Source organism: Pseudomonas sp. KCJK9016 (genome assembly GCF_046231795.1).
GTDB lineage: Bacteria > Pseudomonadota > Gammaproteobacteria > Pseudomonadales > Pseudomonadaceae > Aquipseudomonas > Aquipseudomonas bananamidigenes.
In genome coordinates this window covers 195,803-216,331 of sequence record NZ_JBJJMM010000003.1, presented here as the reverse complement: position 1 = coordinate 216,331, position 20,529 = coordinate 195,803, and the positions used below count along the sequence as shown (strand labels likewise).

The window sequence follows — 20,529 nt, the reverse complement described above, 5'->3', positions numbered from 1 at the left end:
AGGCCTTTTATTCAAGCTGCGTTACTTCTTCACCCAGCTTTCAACTTCGTCGGCACCGTGCTTGGTTTTCCACTCCTTCAGCGTCTTGTGATTGCCGCCTTTGGTTTCGACCACTTCGCCGGTGTGCGGGTTCTTGTAGACCTTTAGATCGCGAGGCTTACGCTTGCCAGGTGCCGGCGCTGGTGTTGAAGCGCGTTTCGTGCTCTGCGGATCCAGCAGGTTGATGATGTGCTTGAGGCTGAAACCGTACTGATCGAGCAGCTCGCGTAGCTTGGTTTCGAACTCGATCTCTTTTTTCAATGCGCCATCGCTCTTCAGTGCTTCCAAAGCCTGAAGCTGTTCGGCGAGGTGTTTCTCAAGCTGGCGGTATTCGGCGAGTTTGGACATGTGAATTCCTTGTTGTGTTTTAGCGATATCTATCTGAAGTGTATTACAGCACGGAGTTCAGCTCACTTACGCCCTTTCAACTGGTCTTCGATGTAGCTCATTTCGTTCTTGATCAAGTTGACCGTCAGTGTCTGAACATTCGAGACCTTGCCCGTTTTGATGTCCACGATTTTCATCAGCGCGGTCAGGTGGTTTTTGCGTGCCTTCAAGGTGTCGGTCCAGTTCGCGCTGCTCAGTATTGGAGTGATCATGATCTTTGTCCTGATGGGGTTCTAAACAGCCCGCGTGAGCGGGCTGCTTCGGGTTCAAGCTGCCAGCAGATCCTCTGTGCTGATGGAGCGGGCTGCGGAGACTAGGTCTGAGTGACGAAGATCCGAATGGAAAGGTCCGAATTGAGGTACATCGAGCTTGGAGAAACCATATCCCGAGTACCCTCGGGCGTAGTCCGCCGCGAGTATCCGTGCGCCCAGGACTACCAAGTGTTCCGCAGCGGCGTTCCACTCTTCTTCCAGAGTCAGCTTTACAGCGCTCAGGGCCGATTCTTTTGCATCGTTCTCCCGCTGCTGTGCAGTGGCGATTTGCGTTTCAAGGGAGTCGAGCTCAGCCTGCAAGGCCTCCATGATGAGTTCCTGTCTTCTGACGTGCTCATCAGTGGCAGCGAGTTGTTTGGCCGCCTTCTGCATTTCACCATTAGCGGATTTCTCGCCGTCGCTATCGCCACTCGCCAAGCTGCGTGCATACAGGCTTGCTGCATCTCGTTCTGCCTGCTGTGCTTTCTCCAGCGATTGCTGCGCATCCGACTGAATGGTCTGAAGGCGTTGGCTCAGATGCGATTGTGTCTGCTTCAGCGCTTCGATTTCAGCGGCCGCTTCGGACATGGTTTGGATCGACTTTGCCCTGATTTCTTCGACGTGTTCAATGCGTTCCAAGTAAGCCATCTTTTCCTCGATACGGCTGATCGAGGATGGAATTGCCCTCAGGCGACATTCAGCACTTGAGTAACGATCCATGGCGGCACTTCTCTCAGGGCTTCCGATCATGTTGCCGATTGGACTGTAGTTGTTAGGCGCATTGCTCCATTCCGCGTGCAAGATGGGAAGACTGTTTTCAATTGCTTCTTTCTCGGCAATCAATTCGGCGAGTTGCTGTTTCAATTCATTCATTGTCATGTTCGTTGTCCTTGATGAGATTGATTTGAGTGATTCGGCTGGCGAGGCCGGGAATGAGCCGGCGTTACCTCGATCAGCAGAGTTGCCCTCAGGCAGCCCGTGCCTCGCCGTCATCCGTTCCCGGAATCACTTTCACGATGTAGCAGCGCTGCTGGCCCAGCCCGGGCAGACGCACCAAGCTCGACGCCTTACCGTCGCTGCTCGGTTCCAGCACACCGCGCTGCAGTAGCTCCTTGTTCACCGCCGTGAGGTTCATGCCTCGGAAGATCTCCGAGCGCCACGCCTCGGTCAGCACGTAATAGGTGTTGGTGGTGTGCATGGTGTCGCCCATGCCGTGTTCCAGCGTCTTGCGAAAGCCGAGGCGGTCGATGGTGCGTGGGCCGTGTTCGTCGATCTTCGCTGCCGCCGATTCCCATCGGGTGAAGCGGCTTTCACCAAAACGCTCGATGACCTGGCGCAGCCGCGCCAAGATCGCATCGCCCTCGAAGTTACCGGCGCCGCCACGCTCATGGAGCCATGCGTTCAAGCACACCCGAGCGGCAGTGGTGGCCGTGCCGTCCGGCCAACCGGTAATGCCCATCGCGGTGGCCAGCTCGCCAGCGGCCGCCGCGAGACCGAAGCGCGCCGCAGCACGGTGTGCTTGTCCACTGGCAGAGGCGGGGAGCGCTTTGGCTATAAAGCCTTCCAGCGTGCGGCGCAGGATTGCCGCCCAGCCGTGGCGCTTGCCGGGTTCACACAGCGCGGTCAAGAACGCGGTCAGCGGCGTGCCGTAGTAGTTCGCCACACGGGCCTTGAGTGCGTCGGATAGGGCGGCGGCATCCTCGAAACCATTGAGCGTGTCGAACATACCAAGGCCTTTGCTGGCATCGGCCGGGACGGCGAGCATCCTCACCTCCATACCGGCTTTCAGTTCCTTGTTGGCTTCGGCCATGTGTTGGGCCAAGGTCTTTTCACCGGTGGAGAGAAACAGCAGGCGCCATTCCTGCACCTGCCGGCCGGCTTGGCCTCGATCATTGGCGCGGGCCTTGCCGGTGCCGTTGCCGAGCATGTACACCGTCTCGCCGATGATGCGGGCATCACACATGCCGATTTCATCGAGCACCAGAAGCCCGTCGGAGTGAGCGGCAGCGATCGACTCCAGCGCGTTGTCGGTCGAGCGCCACGAGCGCACCAGACGCGGCCCGCCGTAGATTGAGGCGGCAACCTGCAGGTGCGTGGTCTTGCCGCCGGAGCTGTCGCCGTAAAGGTGAAAGCCGCCCGATTCGTGGCCAAGCATGTGCAGCAGGGGGCCGGCGAAGGCCACGCCGACGACAAACGCCAAACGATGGTTGCCGATGCACAGCGCGCCGATCTGCTGTTGCCACTGTTCCAACGTGCCCGCTTCGCTGATCGGCGGAAGTTGCGCGCCGGCCTCGTAGAAGTGCAGGTGTTCCACGTGCATGCCGACCTGCTGCTCGGGCAACAGAAAGGCGCTGTCATGCCAGCCCAAGCGGGTGACCAGTCGCGCTCGTTGCGCGCTGTCGAAGCCGCCCAGGTAACTTTGCAAATCGTTGCGAGCGTTGCGCCCCGAGCGGCTGCCGGCCAGACGCAACCCCATGTCCACCAACGGGCCGAGCACGTCCTTGCCGAAGTCGCCGGTCATGGTGCGTGCCGGGATGTTCCAGCGTTTCTTGGTGCCGTCGGGATCGTCGAACTCGACCAGCAAACCCCAGTTGTGGCCCTTCTCGTCACGGGTACGCGCAAGGATTGCCAGTGGCGAACACACCGGGCGTGCTTCACCGTCGTCGCCTGCGTAGAACACTCCCTCGGGCGTCAGGCGAAAGCCTCCCGGCATCAGGTCGTTTTTCGATTTTGCCGGGCGCTTGGCTGCTGCTTTGGGTTTCGCGTCCGGTTCCGGTTCCGGCGTGGGTTCTACCGGGGCAACTACCGGTTTTTCTTCGATCACGCCGAACAGCTCGCCGCTGCTTTCCAGCTCGGAAAAATGCGCAGCGGTCCAGCCTTTGCCGAGCGCATCGGCGGCATCGTCGCCGTCATCCCATTGACCACCTTTGGCGAACGCGGCGCGGTCGTTCTTCAGCGTCGGCTTTCGTTTGAACACCTCCAGCGCAATGACCCGGACCGAGGCCGCGCCGATTTCGCGCAGCTTTTCGGCAACGGTGGCCATGCAGGCTTTACCGCTGTCGTCGTTGTCCGGCCACAACACCACGTCGCGTCCCTTGAGCGGCGTCAGGTCGGCTTTGTGCCAGGAGTTGGAGCCGTTCGGCCAGCAGGTGGCCACGTAGTTCGGCAGTAGTTCGTTGGCAGCGTCGGCGGCTTTCTCGCCTTCGCACAAAACCACCGGCGTGTAAGCGCGCTGGGCCAGTTCATCAAGGCGCAGCAGTGGACGCGGATCCGGCAGACCCTGCCAGCGCCATTGTGTGGTTTGACCATCGGAGCGCTGACACCATGTCAGAGGCGCAAAGACCTTCTTCGGCTTGCCGTCTTCATCGGGGCCGAGGTCGAAGCGATACAGCGCCATGAGCGGCTGACCCTGCGCATCGCGATAGATCCAGACCTTGGACGGCACACCATGATCACGGTGCTTGGCCGGGCACTTGTTCATGGCCTCGGTCGGGATCGGCTGGATGGCGTTCCATGTCGGCGCCTTGGGCTTGGTCGGTGCTGCCATTGTCTTGGCGGCGCCCGGCGCAACGTTCAGCCAGTCGGCCAGTTTGTTGCAAGCCTCGACGTCGGTGCCGCCGTCCAGATAGCGCACCAGATCGATCAGGTCGCCGCCTTTGTCGCCGGTGGCAAAATCTGCCCAGGTGCCCTTGCTCAAGTTGACCTTGAGCGAACCTGCGCGCTTGTCGCTGCGGGTCGGATTTGGAGCGGTGTATTCCTTGCCGCCATCCACGCGCTTGCCGTTGGGCAGCCAGTGCGACAAGACACGATCAATGTCTTTGAACGCGGCGGCTTTCACGTCGGCGAAGCTTGGACGTTTCGCGGTGCTGTTCGGGCGTTGGCTCATGTGTCAGCCCTCGGCAGAAACAGCGCGTCGTTGATGTCGTCGATCAGCGCTTTTGCCATCTCGCCCAGGTACAGGGCGGGCCAACTGAAACGCTCGCCGTGGTCACTCATGGCCGCATCGAAATTGAGCTGGTTTGCGTGATGCTGCAGCAACGACACCATCTCCAGTGCGTCTTCGACGGGTACCCCGGCATTCACCCGAAACAGCTTCAGGTCGGTGGCATTAACGCGAGAAAAGGTGGCGTGGCCCGGTGTGGTGGAAATGCTCATAGCGCACCGCCTTTCTGCACCGCAGGGGCCGAAGTGTTGTCACCGTGCATGGCCAGCGTTTTGATCAAACCGAGGGTGCCGCGCACGTCCCAGAGGACGGCGGCGATGACGTGATTGGCAAGGCGTGAGGATTCGTTTTCGAAGTGATCTTCCAGCAGCGTGAGTACCGAGTCAGCGCGGTCGATGGCGCAGGTGATGGCGTCGATAGGTACGCCGGCTTCGGCGGTCGGATTCACACAGAGCAGGTCTTCGGGCAGGGCAAAACTCAGGGCGTTATTCATTGGGCACCCCCTGCGGTTTCGAGCGCGCGGGCTTTGGCCATGTGAGTGTTGTAGCGGGAGAGGCGTGTAGCGAGGCTGGAGTTGGCGTGTAAAGCGGCGAGAGCCATTGCACGGTGGGCAGCGGCGCGAATTTTGGACGGATTGAGGGCGTGCATCTGGCGAAGCTCCTATTGTTGAGGAGCTGCCACGTTCGTTACCAAGCGAATGGGTGGCAGCTGTGCGCAGGTTGGTAAACCGGGACAATAGGAACCCGGCAGACCCGAAGGTCTCCCACGCACAGCCGCCATAAAACGGATTCGCGGGCGCAAAAAAAGCGCCTGCAAAAGAGATATGGGCGCTGTTGCGCCTATTGTTCAACGGGTTACCAAGCCCGGTCGCTGAGTTTGCAGCGACGGCCAGAGAGTAACGTCCGTTTTTCGAAAGTGCAACTGCGCTGATGGCTTGCGAATTTTTCAGGTGCGGCATAGATTGTTTGGGCATGTAGATTGACCTCAACGCCTCCGGATCGCCCCCGGAGGCGTTTTCGTTTCAGGCAAGGGCTTCCCAGCGCAGGGATAGAAGAGGCAGGAAGCCGCCGCTGAGCATGGAGCGCGCGTCTTCGTAAGCGTCGACCTGCTGGCCTTCGTCGACGACAACAGCCCCGGTCTTTTCGCAATGGAGGGATAGGGCGCACCAAGTGCCGTCGGCCCAGCTGAGCACGCTGACCACGCGACCTAATTTGTCCTGCTTGCTGCGATAGCGCTCGAGGTGATGCATAAGGCGAGGTGAAAACCCGATTTGACGCAGCACTGAAAACGGATGCATCAAAGCTTTCTCTGCGATTTTGCGATTCATGCGGCCACCTGATCACGCGCCTCAATGCGGCTGCGTGCCCATGCTTGGATTTCGGAAAGAACCCACGCCACTGGCGCTCCGCGTGCGGTGCTTGTGCTCAGTTTTACCGGGCGTGGAAAGCTGCTCTTTGGGCACTGCATTAGCTTGTAAATAGTGGGGCGTGCCAGGCCAACGATAGCCATGACTTCGGCTATTCTGATCAAGGTTGTCGCGGGGTCGCGATAAGGAATTTGGTTGATTGTTGACGCGCGGGAGTTAGACATAGTCGTGCCTGTAAGGTGAGAGACAGGCGCAGACTAAAAGACGAAAAAAAAGCAAACATGGTTTGCTTTTCGTCGGTACAGCGAAATTTTATCTAGGGAGAAATTTACCTTTTCTCAGGTATTTTCTAACGGTCGGGGCTGATGCCTTGCCCAGGTCGACTAGCGCTTTGACTAATTCAGTTTCCGTTATGTTGGGGTTGGAAGAGATTTGGCTTTTTGCCGCTTTGCTTATGTCCTCAAAAAGCTTCTTGGTGTTCTCTTGTTTGATTGTGCCTGGCTTGGCGTTAGCCTTTCCGGCCGCTTTGCCCTTTTCCGACGCTTTTGCGGCAAAAGCCTTTTCCAGCGCTCTTCGCAGAAAACCTGATGCGCTAAAGTCATTGCGCGAAATGTCCGCCCAGTCCGCTTGTTGATAAAGTGAAGCAAGCATCAAAATCTTGGAGGCCTCGCCATTGAAATCAGCAAACTCCTCTCGTGCCTCGATTTCGAAGTCGCTCTTTCGCTTTCGTTCTCTCTGAATGAGGAGGAGGTATTGTTTGGGGTCGGTCTGTCTGATCTGCTCCACCAGATCTAGATCCAGATCGTAGAGGGAGCGTTCTAGGTCGAATAGCCAGTTCGCAAGGACTTCAACCGCCTGCACAGCTTGAATAAGCGCATAAGTCGCTACGAGTTGCGTGTCGCTTGCGGGATGATCAATGCCAAGGAAGCGGCGAACGACTCTGGGCAGTGAGGTCGGTTCGGAAAAGTAGAAATGCTCTTCAATAGGATCGCGAAGTCGAAACATTGTCTTTGTCGCTGATTCAGCACAGTCAGCGTATTGGCCGTCCTCGAGCCAGAAAGATGTTGCATTGTGGATGCAGGTAAACGCATTACGGAAGTGCTCGGAGAATTGGCTGTATAGCGCCAACTCACGGACAGCGAGTTCGACCTCATCAAGATCCCAAAGCAGGCAGCCAACGTCTACCCCGGCAATCTCAAGCTCTAAAGCTTCGGTTCCAAGATTCCTGTTCATTAAGATACCCCTCGCCCCGGACCGTGCGTACTGCCCCAGCGAGGTGTATCTGGCAAAACAGCTGCCAGCAGGGGGCTTGTGGTTCGATGACGGTTACACACGTCAGCAGCGTTACACGCGGAGTTTGTCGAGCTCGGATCCGGTGTAACTTTAAGAAAATCTAATATTTTCAATAGGTTGGGTTGGATCGTTACACGAGTAACACCCGTTACACCGGTTTTAGAGATAGTCTGGGTAAGTGATCTCATACCGCCTTTCCAAACTGGGCTTGCACTACATTGCCAGCTGCGAGTCCATCAAGATGATCGGCATACCACTGCATCATCGTTACGCGTTGTTCAAGGTATTGGGCCTTGTTGTATACCCCTGAGATGCCTTCCTCTTTGTGAGCCAGCTGCGCTTCAACATGCTCCTTCGGCCAGCCATGTTCTCGAAGCAACGTGCTTGCGGTGTGCCGAGTACCGTGTCCAACAAGGCGACCCTTGTAGCCGATGGTTGCAAAGACTTTGTTGATTGTGTTTTCACTAATAGTTGGGTTCTTGGCTCCTACGCCGGGGAAAAGCCAGCGACTCCGTCCTGTTAAGCAGTGCAGATCCTTCAGAGCGGTAACAGCTTGATGGGGAAGGGGGCATACAAAATCCCGACGCATTTTCATCTTGGCAGCGGGTGTCGTCCAAATAGCTTTCTCAAGGTCGAACTCTTTCCACTCAGCCAAGCGGACCATGCCAGGGCGCGATGCTGTCCAGACACAAAGCCAAGCGGCGGTGCGGGCTGTCAGTCTGCTTGGTGTGTTTTTGAGTGCGTGGAGGAATTCAGCCAGCTCAGGTTCCAGCAGGTGTGGATGCTGCTGAGTCTTGGGGGCTTGGGCTGCAATGTCACGGAGGCGACTACCCGGATCGTTTTCGGTGAGCCCTAAGCCGATGGCTCGGCCGAAGATCTGATTGATCCAGGTGCGACACTTTTCCGCCACGTTGTGTGCGTTTCGCGCTTCGAGGGACGCCTGGAGGTCTGCGCAGTCGGTACGGGTGATTTCGTCGAGGGGCTTATCTCCCAATGCCGGGAGGATGTCCTTATCGAGGTAAGTGCGGATTTTGTTAAGAGTGGAGGGAGCGAGGCCCTTTTCTTCTTTGGCCTTAAGCCAAGCTTCCGCAGCAGCTCGGAAGGTCCTAGTCCTGGCAGCGTCAATGGCAGCTTTGGCAGAGCGTTTTTGTTCGAGAGGATCGGCCCCGCTGCTAACTACCTTGCGTAGTTCGGTAGCTTTGTCCCGCGCCAACGCACCACTCACTTCCGGGTAACCCCCTAGTCCCATCCAAGCCCAATTGCCCGCCTGACGTTTGTAGCGGAGCTGCCAGGATTTACCACCATCAGGTTTAACCCTGAAGTAGAGGCCGTTTCCGTCCAGCTCCCGGTATTCCTTTGATTCCGGCTCCAATCCCGCAAGTGTCGTGTCAGCGAGAGGGCGGCGCTTGATGTCTGCGCGCTTCATCCTTGTATCCCAAAGTTAGGTATTTTTCTCAGGATACAAGCAGGGATACAGGGATACAACGGATAAGGGGAGACAGGGGTAGTCAGGCAGGCACAAAAAAACCGGCCAAATGGCCGGTTTCTTTGGGTCTGAGAGGCTGGTAGAGACTCTCAGATACTGCTATGTGGTGCCCCGAGGGAGACTCGAACTCCCACTCCTTTCGAAAACGGATTTTGAATCCGCCGCGTCTACCAATTCCGCCATCAGGGCTCAATGGCGGCGAAGTATAGAGAGGTGCCTACCGTTGGTCAATCACGTTTCATGGTCAATTTTCGATATTTCCGCTAGACTTTCCGGCCCTGCTAGACGAACCCCATCATGCGCGTTGCTGACTTTACCTTCGAGCTTCCTGATTCGCTGATCGCCCGCCATCCTCTGGCCGAGCGTCGCGGTAGTCGCCTGTTGACCCTGGATGGGGTCAGCGGCACCCTGGCACACCGTCAATTCACTGATCTGCTGGAGCATTTGCGCCCGGGCGATCTGATGGTGTTCAACAATACCCGGGTGATTCCGGCGCGGCTGTTCGGGCAGAAAGCCTCCGGCGGCAAGCTGGAAATCCTCATTGAGCGGGTGCTCGATACGCACCGCGTGCTGGCCCATGTGCGCTCCAGCAAGTCGCCGAAACCGGGTTCAAAGATCCTCATTGACGGTGGCGGTGAAGCCGAGATGCTGGCGCGTCACGATGCGCTGTTCGAGTTGGGTTTTGCCGAAGAAGTGCTGCCGTTGCTCGACCGGGTCGGGCACATGCCGTTGCCTCCCTATATCGATCGCCCGGACGAAGGTTCGGACCGTGAGCGTTATCAGACTGTGTATGCCGAGAAGCTGGGTGCGGTGGCTGCACCGACCGCCGGGCTGCACTTCGACCAGACGCTGATGGAAGCGATCGCCGCCAAGGGCGTCGAGACCGCATTCGTGACGCTGCACGTTGGCGCCGGCACCTTCCAGCCAGTGCGCGTCGAGAAAATCGAAGACCACCACATGCACACCGAATGGCTCGAAGTCGGCCAGGATGTGGTCGATGCCGTTGCGGCCTGCCGCGCCCGGGGTGGCCGGGTGATTGCCGTGGGCACCACCAGCGTGCGTTCGCTGGAAAGCGCCGCCCGCGATGGCGTGCTCAAGCCGTTCAGTGGCGACACCGACATCTTTATCTACCCGGGGCGGCCGTTCCATGTGGTCGATGCCCTGGTGACCAACTTCCATTTGCCAGAATCCACGCTGCTGATGCTGGTTTCGGCATTCGCCGGTTATCCGGAAACCATGGCGGCCTATAAAGCCGCCGTGGACAACAAATACCGCTTTTTCAGCTACGGTGATGCGATGTTCATTACCCGTAATCCCGCACCGCGTGGCCCTGAGGAAACACTATGAGTCGCCAATGCCGTATGTCGTTTGAGCTGCTTGCCACCGATGGCAAGGCTCGTCGTGGTCGCCTGACCTTTCCCCGTGGCACCGTCGAGACGCCGGCCTTCATGCCGGTGGGCACCTACGGCACGGTCAAGGGCATGCTGCCGCGGGATATCGAGGCGATCGGTGCGGAAATCATTCTGGGCAACACCTTTCACCTGTGGCTGCGACCTGGCACCGAAGTGATCAAGGAGCACGGCGACCTGCACGATTTCATGCAGTGGAAAGGCCCGATCCTGACCGACTCCGGCGGTTTCCAGGTGTTCAGCCTGGGCGCCATGCGCAAGATCAAGGAAGAGGGCGTGACTTTCGCTTCTCCGGTCGACGGCTCGAAAGTGTTCATGGGGCCGGAAGAGTCGATGCAGGTCCAGCGCGATCTGGGTTCGGACATCGTGATGATTTTCGACGAATGCACCCCGTACCCGGCTGACGAAGACGTCGCCCGTGTGTCCATGGAGCTGTCGCTGCGCTGGGCGCAACGTTCGAAGAATGCCCATGGCGACAATACGGCGGCGCTGTTCGGCATCGTTCAGGGCGGCATGCATCAGAATCTGCGCATGCGCTCGCTGGAAGGCCTGGAGAAGATCGGCTTCGATGGCCTGGCCATCGGCGGTCTGTCGGTGGGCGAGCCGAAGCATGAAATGATCAAGGTGCTGGATTACCTGCCGGACATGATGCCGGCTGACAAACCTCGTTACCTTATGGGCGTTGGCAAACCGGAAGATCTGGTTGAGGGTGTGCGCCGCGGTGTGGACATGTTCGATTGCGTGATGCCAACCCGTAATGCCCGCAACGGGCATCTGTTCATTGATACAGGCGTGCTGAAGATCCGTAACGCGTTCCATCGCCATGATGATTCGCCGCTGGATCCGACCTGCGATTGCTATACCTGCCAGAACTTCTCCCGCGCTTATCTGCATCACCTGGACAAGTGCGGCGAAATGCTGGGAAGCATGCTCAATACCATCCATAACTTGCGTCATTATCAGGTGCTGATGGCTGGTTTGCGTGAGGCTATTCAACAGGGTACATTGGCCGCCTTTGTCGATGCCTTCTACGCCAAACGCGGGCTCCCCGTTCCGCCTTTGGACTGAGTTTTCTGACCCCAAGATTCAACATTTGCAACTGGAGTGCTAAATGAGCTTTTTTATCTCTAACGCCATGGCTGACGCGGCCGCACCGGCTGCAGCGCCTATGGGCGGCGGCTTCGAGTGGATTTTCCTGGTCGGCTTCCTGGTCATCTTCTACCTGATGATCTGGCGTCCACAGGCCAAGCGCGCCAAAGAGCAGAAGAACCTGCTGAACAGCCTGCAGAAGGGTGACGAAGTGGTCACCACCGGCGGCATCGCCGGCAAGATCACCAAAGTGGCCGATGACTTCGTGGTTCTGGAAGTTTCCGACACCGTGGAAATGAAGTTCCAGAAGGGCGCCATCGCCGCCACGCTGCCAAAAGGCACGCTGAAAGCGATCTAAGGTTCCAACTTCTACTCAATCGACGGGGCGCGCAAGGCGCCCCGCGTTCATAACGGGCGGCGTGATGCTGAACAAATATCCTCTGTGGAAATACATTCTGATCCTGGCGGTGCTGGCGATCGGTCTGATTTATTCCGCTCCCAATCTGTACCCCGATGACCCGGCCATTCAGATCAGCGGCGCCAGCACGGCCCTGCAGGTCAATCAGGCCGACCTGGACCGCGCGAGCACCGCGCTCAGGGAGTCCGGGATCAACGTCAAGGCTTCGAATCTGGCAGCGAACGGCAAGGGCGGTCTGATCCGTCTGACCAAGGCAGAAGACCAGTTGCCGGCCAAAGACGTTGTGCGCAAGGCATTGGGTGATGACTACGTCGTTGCGCTGAACCTGGCACAGACCACTCCGCAATGGCTGCGCAATCTGGCCGCGCACCCGATGAAGCTGGGTCTGGACCTGTCCGGTGGCGTGCACTTCCTGCTGGAAGTGGACATGGAAAAAGCCCTCGATGCACGCCTGAAAGTCTATGAAGGCGACGTCAAGAGCCTGCTGCGCAAAGAGAAGGTGCGTTACCGCAGCCTGCCGCAGCTCAACGGCGCCATTCAGCTGGGTTTCAGCGATGCTGACTCCCGCGAGCAGGCCCGTGCGCTGATCCGCAAGAACTTCAACGATTTCGACATTGTTCCGGCCGATCTCAACGATCAACCGGTGCTGCGTCTGGCGATGACCCCGGCCAAGCTGGCGGAAATCCGTGAATACTCCATCAAGCAGAACCTGACCACGGTCCGCAACCGTGTCAACGAGCTGGGTGTTGCCGAGCCTCTCGTCCAGCGTCAGGGCGCCAACCGTATCGTGGTTGAGCTGCCGGGCGTGCAGGACACTGCCGAAGCCAAGCGTATCCTCGGCAAGACCGCCAACCTCGAGTTCCGTCTGGCTGCCGAACCGGGTGCTTCGAAAGCAACCTCCGAGACTTTCGAGTTCCGTGAAGGCAAGCGTCCTCCGGCGCAGATCGAGCGTAGCCTGATCATCACCGGTGACCAGGTGACCGATGCCAAGGCCGGCTTCGGCGAGCACGGCACCCCTGAAGTGAACATCCGTCTGGATGGTCACGGTGGCGAGCTGATGAGCCGCGCGACCCGCAGCAACGTCGGTCGCAGCATGGCGGTGATCTTCATCGAGCAGCGTCCGGTGACCACCTACGTCAAGCAGATGGTCGACGGCGTCGAGAAAGACGTACCGGTGCAGAGCTTCAAGGAAGAGAAGAAGATCATCAGTCTGGCGACCATTCAGTCGCCGCTGGGTGCTCAGTTCCGCATCACTGGCCTTAACGGCCAGGGCGAGTCCTCCGAGCTGGCGCTGCTGCTGCGTGCCGGTGGTCTGGCGGCTCCGATGTACTTCGCTGAGGAACGTACCATCGGTCCGAGCCTGGGTGCGGACAACATCACCAAGGGTATCGATGCATCGCTGTGGGGCATGCTGTTCGTTTCGCTGTTCATCATCGCCATCTACCGCTTCTTCGGTCTGATCGCCACTGTCGCACTGGCGGTGAACATGGTGCTGCTGCTGGCGCTGATGTCGCTGCTGGGGGCAACCCTGACCCTGCCGGGTATCGCCGGTATCGTGCTGACCATGGGTATGGCGGTCGACGCCAACGTGCTGATCTTCTCGCGGATCCGTGAAGAGATCGCCGCCGGCATGACCGTGCAGCGTGCAATCAACGAAGGCTTCGGCCGGGCATTCACCGCGATTCTCGACGCCAACCTGACCACCCTGCTGGTCGGCGGCATCCTCTTCGCCATGGGCACCGGCCCGGTGAAGGGCTTCGCAGTGACCATGTCCCTCGGGATCTTTACCTCGATGTTCACGGCCATCATGGTGACCCGCGCGATGGTCAACCTGATCTTCGGCGGTCGTGACTTCAAGAAGTTGTGGATTTAAGGGGCTGCCATGTTACGTACAATCAACTTCATGGGCGTTCGCAACTTCGCGTTCGGCGTCACATTGTTCCTTACCGTGCTGGCTCTGTTCAGCGTGTTCCACAAGGGCATGAACTGGGGTCTGGACTTCACCGGCGGTACGCTCATCGAGCTGACCTACGAGCGTCCGGCGGATGTCACCAAGGTGCGTGAGCAACTGGTTACCGCCGGTTATCACGAAGCCATCGTGCAGAACTTCGGTGCGACCACCGACCTGCTGGTGCGCATGCCGGGTGAAGACCCGCAGTTGGGCCATCAGGTGGCGGATGCGCTGCAGAAGGTTGGCGGCGAAAACCCGGCGACGGTCAAGCGAGTCGAGTTCGTCGGCCCGCAGGTCGGTGAAGAACTGCGCGACCAGGGCGGCCTCGGCATGCTGCTGGCGCTCGGCGGCATCCTGATCTACCTGGCTTTCCGCTTTCAGTGGAAATTCGCGGTCGGCGCCATCGTTTCGCTGGTTCACGACGTGATCGTGACCGTGGGTATCCTGTCGTTCTTCCAGATCACCTTCGACCTGACGGTGCTGGCGGCGGTACTGGCGATCATTGGTTACTCGCTCAACGACACCATCGTCGTGTTCGACCGGGTGCGTGAGAACTTCCGCGTACTGCGCAAGGCTTCGCTGATCGAGAACATCAACATCTCGACCACGCAGACCCTGCTGCGGACCATGGCCACCTCGATCTCCACCTTGCTGGCGATCGCGGCGCTGCTGTTCTTCGGTGGCGACAACCTGTTCGGCTTCTCCATCGCCCTGTTCATCGGTGTTCTGGCGGGGACTTACTCGTCGATCTACATCGCCAACGTGGTGCTGATCTGGCTGAACCTGTCTTCGGAAGACCTGATTCCGCCGGCCAATACCGAGAAGGAAATCGACGACCGCCCATAACGGCCTTCGTTTTCCCGGTTGTCGGTCAAAAAAAGGCGCGAGTTGAACTCGCGCCTTTTTTATTGCTCCAAGGCTGGGAGAAGCGCGGGCGCGTCCCGCAAGTGACGGTCAGGAGGTTCATGTGAACAAGTCGATGCTGGTTGGTGCGGTATTGGGTGCTGTCGGTGTGACTGCCGGTGGTGCGGTCGCCACCTACAGCCTGGTGAAAAGCGGCCCGGAGTATGCGCAGGTTCTGGCCGTTGAACCGGTCAAGACGCAGATCAAGACGCCACGTGAAGTATGCAAGGATGTCACGGTGACCCGGCAGGCGCCGGTCAAGGATCAACACCAGATTCTCGGTACCGCCATCGGTGCCGTGGCGGGTGGTTTGCTGGGTAACCAGATCGGCGGCGGCACCGGCAAGAAGATTGCCACGGTGGCCGGTGCGGTCGGTGGTGGTTATGCCGGCAACAAGGTGCAGGAAGGCATGCAGAATCGCGATACCTACACCACTACCCAGACTCGCTGTAATACGGTGAATGACATCAGCGACAAGGTCGTAGGCTATGACGTCCGCTACTCGCTGGACGGCAAGGAAGGCAAGGTGAGGATGGATCGTGATCCGGGCAACCAGATTCCGGTCGACAAGGAAGGCAGGCTGATCCTGTCGCAGAATCAGCCGGGCCAGTGATTGGCGGGTAGCGTATACGAAGAAGCACCCTTCGGGGTGCTTTTTCATGCCCATAAAAAAACACCCCGAAGGGTGTTTTTTTATGGGGGGCAGCGAAGCGCTTAACGCTTCAGCGAAGCCGGCAGGTGCGGCTGGATTGCCGTCAGAACTGCCTTGAAGCATTTGGTGTTGCCGGCTACGACGTGGCCTTTTTCAAGGAAGTCGTGGCCGCCGGTGAAGTCGCTCACCAGACCGCCGGCTTCCTGAATCAGCAGGGCGCCGGCGGCCATGTCCCACTCGGACAGGCCCGACTCCCAGAACGCATCGAAACGACCGGCGGCGACGTAGGCCAGGTCCAGGCTTGCCGAACCGGCGCGGCGGATGCCGGCAGTCTGGCCAACCAGGGCGCGGAACATGCCCAGGTAGTTGTCGAGGTTGTCCATCTGGTCGTCACGGAACGGGAAACCGGTACCCAGCAGGGCGCCGTCCAGGCTGGTGCGACCGCTGACGCGCAGGCGACGACCGTTCAGTTGAGCGCCGCGGCCACGGCTGGCGGTGAATTCTTCCTGACGAACCGGATCCAGAACAACGGCGTGTTCCAGGCGACCACGGTATTTGCAAGCAATGCTGACAGCGAAGTGAGGGATGCCGCGCAGGAAGTTGGTGGTGCCGTCCAGCGGATCGATGATCCACAGGTATTCTTCGCCTTCGATACCGCTGCCGGCGTGCATGCCGGTCTCTTCACCCATGATCGAATGATTCGGGTAAGCCTTGCGCAGGGCGTCGATGATTTTCTGTTCGGCGGCGCGATCCACCTCGGATACATAATCCTTGGCGTCTTTTTCGTCGACCTTGATGGTATCCAGGCGCTCGATGGAGCGGAAGATCAGTTCACTGGCGCTGCGGGCGGCGCGCAGCGCGATATTCAGCATTGGCTGCATGGATGTGTCACCTAAGGTTGTTAAAGAAAGCCGCGCATTCTATCAGAACTTTTCTTCAGGTGAAGGTCGCTGTTCGCTTTCATAGCTTAACGGTAGGCTGTTCTGTAAGATTTGCACCCCTTTGCCAAGTCCGAGAGCGCCTGCCGTGCTGCAAAACATTCGTGTCGTCCTGGTCAATACCAGCCACCCGGGAAACATCGGCGGGACCGCGCGTGCCATGAAAAACATGGGGTTGTCGCGACTGGTGCTGGTCGATCCGCGAGCCTTTCCGCATCACGAAGCCGACGCTCGTGCCTCGGGTGCCGGTGACATCCTTGAAAACGCACAAGTCGTCGCTACTTTGGAGGATGCCCTGGTCGGCTGTAATCTGGTGCTTGGTACCAGTGCTCGCGACCGGCGTATTCCCTGGCCGCTGCTGGATCCGCGCGAATGTGGGGTCAAAGTGGTCGAGGAGGCCGGGCAGGGTGCAGAAATCGCGCTGGTATTCGGGCGTGAAGATTCTGGCCTGACCAACGACGAGCTGCAGCGATGTCATTTTCACGTGCACATACCTTCCGATCCTCAATTCAGTTCGCTGAATCTCGGGGCGGCGGTGCAGGTGCTGAGTTATGAAGTGCGCATGGCCTGGCTGGCCGCGCAAGGGCAGCCGACCCGGATCGAGAAGGAAGAAGTGGCCTCCGTGAAAAGCGTGGAGCTGGCGACCATGGATGAGCTGGAGCGATTCTATGAGCATCTGGAGCAGACCCTGGTGGCCATTGAATTCCTCGATCCGGAAAAACCACGGCACCTCATGGCGCGCCTGCGTCGGTTGTACGGACGCAGCTCGGTCAGCCGGGCGGAAATGAATATTTTGCGTGGCATCCTCACGGAAACCCAGAAAGCGGCCCGTGGCGAGCTCCTTAAGCGGAAGGATTAATGATGTTCGAGCGTTTGCGTGAAGATATCCAGAGCGTATTCCACCGAGACCCGGCGGCGCGTAACGCTTTTGAAGTCCTGACCTGTTACCCCGGCATGCATGCGATCTGGATTCATCGATTGGCCGGCATGCTCTGGCGCAACGATCTGAAATGGCTGGCGCGGCTGGTATCGAATTTCGGTCGCTGGCTGACCGGGATCGAGATTCATCCGGGTGCCAAAGTGGGTCGACGTTTCTTCATCGACCATGGGATGGGCATCGTGATCGGCGAAACCGCTGAAATCGGCGATGACGTGACGATCTATCAGGGTGTGACCCTTGGTGGCACCAGTTGGAACAAAGGCAAGCGTCACCCGACCCTGGGTGATGGCGTGGTCGTGGGGGCGGGCGCGAAGGTGCTCGGGCCGTTCACGGTCGGTGCCGGTGCCAAGGTCGGCTCCAACGCTGTAGTGACCAAGGAAGTGCCACCGGGTGCCACGGTGGTGGGGATTCCCGGACGAATCATCGTCAAATCCGATGGTGAGGCTGATGCCAAGCGCAAAGCCATGGCCGAGAAGATCGGTTTCGATGCCTATGGCGTGAGCGGGGATATGCCGGATCCGGTGGCGCGCGCCATCGGTCAACTGCTGGATCATCTGCAGGCGGTGGACGGTCGTCTGGAGGGGATGTGTGGGGCATTGAAGGATCTGGGCAGCAATTATTGCGCGAAAGATCTGCCCGAACTACGTGAAGAAGACTTCGCCTGTGTAAAAGGCAAGGACGAAACCGCGACCCACTGAAGCTATTGCAGGGCTGTTGCCGGCCGGTGTGCCATTAAGCCGCAGACCCTGCTATCATTCGCGCGCTCTTTTGCGGGTAAACCCGACTAAAGCACTAGGTCTTATAGTTGACTTAAATGCTCGGGAATTGCATACTCCCGCCCATTCCGAACTCCGTGGTAATTGTCCATGCGACTGACTACAAAAGGCCGATACGCCGTGACCGCCATGCTTGACCTGGCGTTGCACGCGCAGCACGGGCCGGTGTCCCTGGCCGATATCTCCGAGCGCCAAGGCATCTCCCTGTCCTATCTCGAACAGCTTTTCGCCAAGCTGCGCCGCAGTAATCTGGTTTCCAGTGTGCGCGGTCCGGGTGGTGGCTACCAGTTGTCCCGCGACATGCAGGGCATCCAGGTCGCCCAGGTGATCGATGCGGTGAACGAATCGGTCGATGCCACAAAATGCCAGGGCCAGGGTGACTGCCATTCCGGCGACACCTGCCTGACCCATCACCTGTGGTGCGACCTGAGCCTGCAGATTCACGAATTTCTCAGCGGTATCAGCTTGGCCGACCTCGTAACTCGCCGTGAGGTGCAGGAAGTGGCCCAGCGTCAGGATCAGCGTCGTTGCAATGGCAAGGCGCCGCGCCTGGACAAGATTGAAGCGTCCGCCGTCGAATGACAGCCAGAGAGCCAGCGGCACGCCAGCCAGCCTGATTTAGGAGATAGTCCATGAAATTGCCGATTTACCTTGATTACTCTGCGACCACCCCGGTCGATCCGCGCGTTGCGCAAAAGATGAGTGAATGCCTGCTGGTCGACGGGAACTTCGGTAACCCGGCGTCCCGTTCCCACGTGTTCGGCTGGAAAGCCGAGGAGGCCGTCGAAAACGCCCGTCGTCAGGTGGCCGATCTGGTCAACGCCGACCCGCGCGAAATCGTCTGGACCTCCGGTGCCACCGAGTCCGACAACCTGGCAATCAAAGGCGCGGCACATTTCTACGCCTCCAAGGGCAAGCACCTGATCACCTCCAAGATCGAGCACAAGGCTGTCCTGGACACCATGCGCCAGCTGGAGCGTGAAGGTTTCGAAGTCACCTACCTCGAGCCGACCGAAGACGGTCTGATCACGCCGGCCATGGTCGAAGCGGCGCTGCGCGAAGACACCATCCTGGTGTCGGTGATGCACGTGAACAACGAAATCGGCACGGTCAACGACATCGCCGCCATCGGCGAACTGACCCGTTCCAAGGGCATTCTGTTCCATGTCGACGCCGCTCAGTCCACCGGCAAGGTCGAAATCGACCTGCAGAAACTGAAAGTCGACATGATGTCGTTCTCTGCCCACAAGACCTACGGTCCGAAAGGCATCGGCGCGCTGTACGTCAGCCGCAAGCCGCGTGTTCGCATCGAAGCGACCATGCACGGCGGTGGTCACGAGCGCGGCATGCGTTCCGGCACCCTGGCGACCCACCAGATCGTCGGCATGGGTGAGGCATTCCGTGTGGCCAAGGAAGACATGGCTGCCGAAAACGTTCGCATCAAGGCGTTGAGCGATCGCTTCTATAAGCAGGTCGAGCACCTGGAAGAGCTGTACGTCAACGGCAGCCTGACCGCCCGCGTTCCGCACAACCTGAACCTGAGCTTCAACTACGTTGAAGGCGAGTCGCTGATCATGGCGCTCAAGGATCTGGCGGTTTCGTCCGGTTCGGCCTGCACCTCCGCCTCTCTGGAGCCTTCGTACGTACTGCGTGCCCTGGGTCGCAACGACGAACTGGCGCACAGCTCGATCCGCTTCACCTTCGGCCGCTTCACCACCGAAGAAGAAATCGATTATGCCGCGCAGAAAGTCTGCGAGGCCGTTACCAAGCTGCGCGCACTGTCGCCGCTGTGGGACATGTACAAAGACGGCGTCGATATCTCGAAGATCGAGTGGGCGGCACACTAAACATAGAAGCCGCCGGATACGGAACCTGTAGCGACGCGGCGATTTGCGCAGCGTTGCTGCAGGGCCTCAAGAGCGGCCCTGATGAGTGAGGATTGAGAATCATGGCTTACAGCGAAAAGGTCATCGACCACTACGAAAACCCGCGTAACGTCGGCAAGATGAATGCCGAAGATCCGGATGTCGGCACCGGCATGGTCGGCGCCCCGGCGTGCGGCGACGTGATGCGCCTGCAGATCAAGGTCAACGACCAGGGCGTTATCGAAGACGCCAAGTTCAAGACCTACGGCTGCGGTTCGGCTATCGCTTCCAGCTCCCTCGCCACCGAGTGGATGAAGGGCAAGACCCTGGACGAAGCTGAAACCATCAAGAACACCCAGCTGGCCGAAGAACTGGCCCTGCCGCCAGTGAAAATCCACTGCTCGGTACTCGCTGAAGACGCCATCAAGGCGGCCGTTCGCGACTACAAGCAGAAGAAAGGCTTGATCTAAGCATTGGGCGACGAGTAAGGAGTCAACGATGGCTATCAGCATGACAGAAGCGGCTGCTCGACACGTGCGACGCTCCCTGGACGGGCGCGGCAAGGGTGAAGGGATTCGTCTGGGTGTTCGCACCACAGGCTGTTCCGGCCTTGCCTACGTGCTGGAGTTTGTCGACGAGGTGGTTGCAGAAGATCAGGTGTTCGAGAGTCACGGCGAAAAAGTGATCATCGATCCCAAGAGCCTGGCTTACCTCGACGGCACCGAGCTCGATTTCGTCAAGGAAGGGTTGAACGAAGGCTTCAAGTTCAACAACCCCAACGTACGCGGTGAGTGTGGCTGCGGCGAAAGCTTCAACGTCTGAG

At 58.9% G+C, this 20,529-nt stretch carries 23 protein-coding genes and 1 tRNA gene; 12 read left to right on the top strand and 12 right to left on the bottom strand.

All coding sequences use genetic code 11. The features are described from left to right. Nucleotides 1–21 precede the first annotated feature (21 nt). From ACK6BI_RS04090 to ACK6BI_RS04040, 11 genes are all read right to left on the bottom strand, one after another. Complete coding sequence (locus ACK6BI_RS04090) at nucleotides 22–387, bottom strand: histone-like nucleoid-structuring protein, MvaT/MvaU family (RefSeq protein WP_409316090.1); 366 nt, start codon at nucleotides 385–387, stop codon at nucleotides 22–24. A gap of 62 nt (nucleotides 388–449) precedes the next feature. After that, on the bottom strand, nucleotides 450–638 hold the full coding sequence (locus ACK6BI_RS04085) for a hypothetical protein (RefSeq protein ID WP_169431796.1): 189 nt from the start codon (nucleotides 636–638) through the stop codon (nucleotides 450–452). A 54-nt stretch (nucleotides 639–692) separates the two neighbouring features. Beyond that, complete coding sequence (locus ACK6BI_RS04080) at nucleotides 693–1,556, bottom strand: hypothetical protein (RefSeq protein ID WP_244142225.1); 864 nt, start codon at nucleotides 1,554–1,556, stop codon at nucleotides 693–695. 88 nt (nucleotides 1,557–1,644) lie between these two features. After that, nucleotides 1,645–4,563 (bottom strand): DUF927 domain-containing protein, encoded by a 2,919-nt coding sequence (locus ACK6BI_RS04075; RefSeq protein ID WP_409316089.1) that lies wholly within the window; start codon nucleotides 4,561–4,563, stop codon nucleotides 1,645–1,647. Continuing rightward, entirely contained in the window at nucleotides 4,560–4,832 is a 273-nt protein-coding gene (locus ACK6BI_RS04070; protein ID WP_085655302.1) for a DUF3077 domain-containing protein, read from the bottom strand. The genes ACK6BI_RS04075 and ACK6BI_RS04070 overlap by 4 nt, the downstream gene beginning before the upstream one ends. Further along, nucleotides 4,829–5,113 (bottom strand): hypothetical protein, encoded by a 285-nt coding sequence (locus ACK6BI_RS04065; protein ID WP_085655303.1) that lies wholly within the window; start codon nucleotides 5,111–5,113, stop codon nucleotides 4,829–4,831. Before ACK6BI_RS04065 ends, ACK6BI_RS04070 begins: the two co-directional genes overlap by 4 nt. 528 nt (nucleotides 5,114–5,641) lie before the next feature. Then, the gene (locus tag ACK6BI_RS04060; protein ID WP_409316088.1) at nucleotides 5,642–5,947 is read right to left on the bottom strand and encodes a hypothetical protein; all 306 of its coding nucleotides are present in this window, start codon (nucleotides 5,945–5,947) and stop codon (nucleotides 5,642–5,644) included. Continuing rightward, the gene (locus tag ACK6BI_RS04055; RefSeq protein ID WP_409316087.1) at nucleotides 5,944–6,210 is read right to left on the bottom strand and encodes a helix-turn-helix transcriptional regulator; all 267 of its coding nucleotides are present in this window, start codon (nucleotides 6,208–6,210) and stop codon (nucleotides 5,944–5,946) included. Before ACK6BI_RS04055 ends, ACK6BI_RS04060 begins: the two co-directional genes overlap by 4 nt. Before the next feature lie 88 nt (nucleotides 6,211–6,298). Beyond that, a complete protein-coding gene (locus ACK6BI_RS04050) occupies nucleotides 6,299–7,219 on the bottom strand; it encodes a hypothetical protein (RefSeq protein WP_409316086.1) in 921 nt (306 codons plus the stop codon). Nucleotides 7,220–7,463: 244 nt separating this feature from the next. Continuing rightward, nucleotides 7,464–8,705 carry a tyrosine-type recombinase/integrase gene (locus ACK6BI_RS04045; protein WP_409316085.1) on the bottom strand — a complete coding sequence of 414 codons (1,242 nt, stop codon included), beginning with the start codon at nucleotides 8,703–8,705 and terminating at the stop codon, nucleotides 7,464–7,466. A gap of 164 nt (nucleotides 8,706–8,869) precedes the next feature. Beyond that, a tRNA-Leu gene (locus tag ACK6BI_RS04040) sits at nucleotides 8,870–8,954 on the bottom strand. Between the two features lie 108 nt (nucleotides 8,955–9,062). On the opposite strand from ACK6BI_RS04040, the gene queA reads away from it, so the two are divergent. From queA to ACK6BI_RS04010, 6 genes are all read left to right on the top strand, one after another. Further along, nucleotides 9,063–10,112, top strand: a complete 1,050-nt coding sequence (gene queA, locus ACK6BI_RS04035) for a tRNA preQ1(34) S-adenosylmethionine ribosyltransferase-isomerase QueA (protein WP_409316084.1) — start codon at nucleotides 9,063–9,065, stop codon at nucleotides 10,110–10,112. A gap of 14 nt (nucleotides 10,113–10,126) precedes the next feature. Further along, nucleotides 10,127–11,242 carry a tRNA guanosine(34) transglycosylase Tgt gene (gene tgt / locus ACK6BI_RS04030; protein WP_409316143.1) on the top strand — a complete coding sequence of 372 codons (1,116 nt, stop codon included), beginning with the start codon at nucleotides 10,127–10,129 and terminating at the stop codon, nucleotides 11,240–11,242. Between the two features lie 43 nt (nucleotides 11,243–11,285). Next, entirely contained in the window at nucleotides 11,286–11,621 is a 336-nt protein-coding gene (yajC, locus tag ACK6BI_RS04025; RefSeq protein WP_065257675.1) for a preprotein translocase subunit YajC, read from the top strand. A gap of 64 nt (nucleotides 11,622–11,685) precedes the next feature. Further along, nucleotides 11,686–13,554, top strand: a complete 1,869-nt coding sequence (gene secD / locus ACK6BI_RS04020) for a protein translocase subunit SecD (protein WP_065257676.1) — start codon at nucleotides 11,686–11,688, stop codon at nucleotides 13,552–13,554. Nucleotides 13,555–13,563: 9 nt separating this feature from the next. Beyond that, nucleotides 13,564–14,478, top strand: a complete 915-nt coding sequence (gene secF / locus ACK6BI_RS04015; protein WP_065257677.1) for a protein translocase subunit SecF — start codon at nucleotides 13,564–13,566, stop codon at nucleotides 14,476–14,478. 121 nt (nucleotides 14,479–14,599) lie between these two features. Beyond that, a complete protein-coding gene (locus ACK6BI_RS04010; RefSeq protein WP_065257678.1) occupies nucleotides 14,600–15,148 on the top strand; it encodes a glycine zipper 2TM domain-containing protein in 549 nt (182 codons plus the stop codon). 101 nt (nucleotides 15,149–15,249) lie between these two features. On the opposite strand, the gene suhB is transcribed toward ACK6BI_RS04010, so the two are convergent. After that, the gene (suhB, locus tag ACK6BI_RS04005; RefSeq protein ID WP_085709393.1) at nucleotides 15,250–16,068 is read right to left on the bottom strand and encodes an inositol-phosphate phosphatase; all 819 of its coding nucleotides are present in this window, start codon (nucleotides 16,066–16,068) and stop codon (nucleotides 15,250–15,252) included. A gap of 145 nt (nucleotides 16,069–16,213) precedes the next feature. Between suhB and trmJ the strand changes: the two genes are divergently transcribed. The 6 genes from trmJ (at nucleotide 16,214) to iscA (ending at nucleotide 20,528) form a co-directional block, all read left to right on the top strand. Next, nucleotides 16,214–16,984 carry a tRNA (cytosine(32)/uridine(32)-2'-O)-methyltransferase TrmJ gene (gene trmJ, locus ACK6BI_RS04000; protein WP_409316083.1) on the top strand — a complete coding sequence of 257 codons (771 nt, stop codon included), beginning with the start codon at nucleotides 16,214–16,216 and terminating at the stop codon, nucleotides 16,982–16,984. A gap of 2 nt (nucleotides 16,985–16,986) precedes the next feature. Continuing rightward, nucleotides 16,987–17,763, top strand: a complete 777-nt coding sequence (gene cysE, locus ACK6BI_RS03995) for a serine O-acetyltransferase (RefSeq protein WP_409316142.1) — start codon at nucleotides 16,987–16,989, stop codon at nucleotides 17,761–17,763. Between the two features lie 168 nt (nucleotides 17,764–17,931). Further along, entirely contained in the window at nucleotides 17,932–18,423 is a 492-nt protein-coding gene (iscR, locus tag ACK6BI_RS03990; RefSeq protein ID WP_007956690.1) for a Fe-S cluster assembly transcriptional regulator IscR, read from the top strand. Between the two features lie 50 nt (nucleotides 18,424–18,473). Next, nucleotides 18,474–19,688, top strand: coding sequence for an IscS subfamily cysteine desulfurase (locus ACK6BI_RS03985; protein ID WP_409316082.1), 1,215 nt, complete (start codon nucleotides 18,474–18,476; stop codon nucleotides 19,686–19,688). A gap of 101 nt (nucleotides 19,689–19,789) precedes the next feature. Further along, a complete protein-coding gene (gene iscU, locus ACK6BI_RS03980; protein WP_003227907.1) occupies nucleotides 19,790–20,176 on the top strand; it encodes a Fe-S cluster assembly scaffold IscU in 387 nt (128 codons plus the stop codon). Nucleotides 20,177–20,204: 28 nt separating this feature from the next. After that, nucleotides 20,205–20,528, top strand: a complete 324-nt coding sequence (gene iscA, locus ACK6BI_RS03975; protein ID WP_017904917.1) for an iron-sulfur cluster assembly protein IscA — start codon at nucleotides 20,205–20,207, stop codon at nucleotides 20,526–20,528. Nucleotide 20,529: the final 1 nt, after the last annotated feature.

Bases quoted from the DNA above. Each gene is read 5' to 3' on its own strand.
- ACK6BI_RS04060 (WP_409316088.1), bottom strand. From the start codon at position 5,947: ATGAATCGCAAAATCGCAGAGAAAGCTTTGATGCATCCGTTTTCAGTG.
- ACK6BI_RS04045 (WP_409316085.1), bottom strand. From the start codon at position 8,705: ATGAAGCGCGCAGACATCAAGCGCCGCCCTCTCGCTGACACGACACTT.
- cysE (WP_409316142.1), top strand. From the start codon at position 16,987: ATGTTCGAGCGTTTGCGTGAAGATATCCAGAGCGTATTCCACCGAGAC.
- ACK6BI_RS04085 (WP_169431796.1), bottom strand. From the start codon at position 638: ATGATCACTCCAATACTGAGCAGCGCGAACTGGACCGACACCTTGAAG.
- queA (WP_409316084.1), top strand. From the start codon at position 9,063: ATGCGCGTTGCTGACTTTACCTTCGAGCTTCCTGATTCGCTGATCGCC.
- ACK6BI_RS04080 (WP_244142225.1), bottom strand. From the start codon at position 1,556: ATGACAATGAATGAATTGAAACAGCAACTCGCCGAATTGATTGCCGAG.
- iscR (WP_007956690.1), top strand. From the start codon at position 17,932: ATGCGACTGACTACAAAAGGCCGATACGCCGTGACCGCCATGCTTGAC.
- ACK6BI_RS04055 (WP_409316087.1), bottom strand. From the start codon at position 6,210: ATGTCTAACTCCCGCGCGTCAACAATCAACCAAATTCCTTATCGCGAC.
- yajC (WP_065257675.1), top strand. From the start codon at position 11,286: ATGAGCTTTTTTATCTCTAACGCCATGGCTGACGCGGCCGCACCGGCT.
- ACK6BI_RS04065 (WP_085655303.1), bottom strand. From the start codon at position 5,113: ATGAATAACGCCCTGAGTTTTGCCCTGCCCGAAGACCTGCTCTGTGTG.
- ACK6BI_RS04090 (WP_409316090.1), bottom strand. From the start codon at position 387: ATGTCCAAACTCGCCGAATACCGCCAGCTTGAGAAACACCTCGCCGAA.
- tgt (WP_409316143.1), top strand. From the start codon at position 10,127: ATGTCGTTTGAGCTGCTTGCCACCGATGGCAAGGCTCGTCGTGGTCGC.
- suhB (WP_085709393.1), bottom strand. From the start codon at position 16,068: ATGCAGCCAATGCTGAATATCGCGCTGCGCGCCGCCCGCAGCGCCAGT.
- ACK6BI_RS04070 (WP_085655302.1), bottom strand. From the start codon at position 4,832: ATGAGCATTTCCACCACACCGGGCCACGCCACCTTTTCTCGCGTTAAT.
- ACK6BI_RS04075 (WP_409316089.1), bottom strand. From the start codon at position 4,563: ATGAGCCAACGCCCGAACAGCACCGCGAAACGTCCAAGCTTCGCCGAC.
- ACK6BI_RS04050 (WP_409316086.1), bottom strand. From the start codon at position 7,219: ATGAACAGGAATCTTGGAACCGAAGCTTTAGAGCTTGAGATTGCCGGG.
- ACK6BI_RS03985 (WP_409316082.1), top strand. From the start codon at position 18,474: ATGAAATTGCCGATTTACCTTGATTACTCTGCGACCACCCCGGTCGAT.
- secF (WP_065257677.1), top strand. From the start codon at position 13,564: ATGTTACGTACAATCAACTTCATGGGCGTTCGCAACTTCGCGTTCGGC.
- secD (WP_065257676.1), top strand. From the start codon at position 11,686: ATGCTGAACAAATATCCTCTGTGGAAATACATTCTGATCCTGGCGGTG.
- iscA (WP_017904917.1), top strand. From the start codon at position 20,205: ATGGCTATCAGCATGACAGAAGCGGCTGCTCGACACGTGCGACGCTCC.
- iscU (WP_003227907.1), top strand. From the start codon at position 19,790: ATGGCTTACAGCGAAAAGGTCATCGACCACTACGAAAACCCGCGTAAC.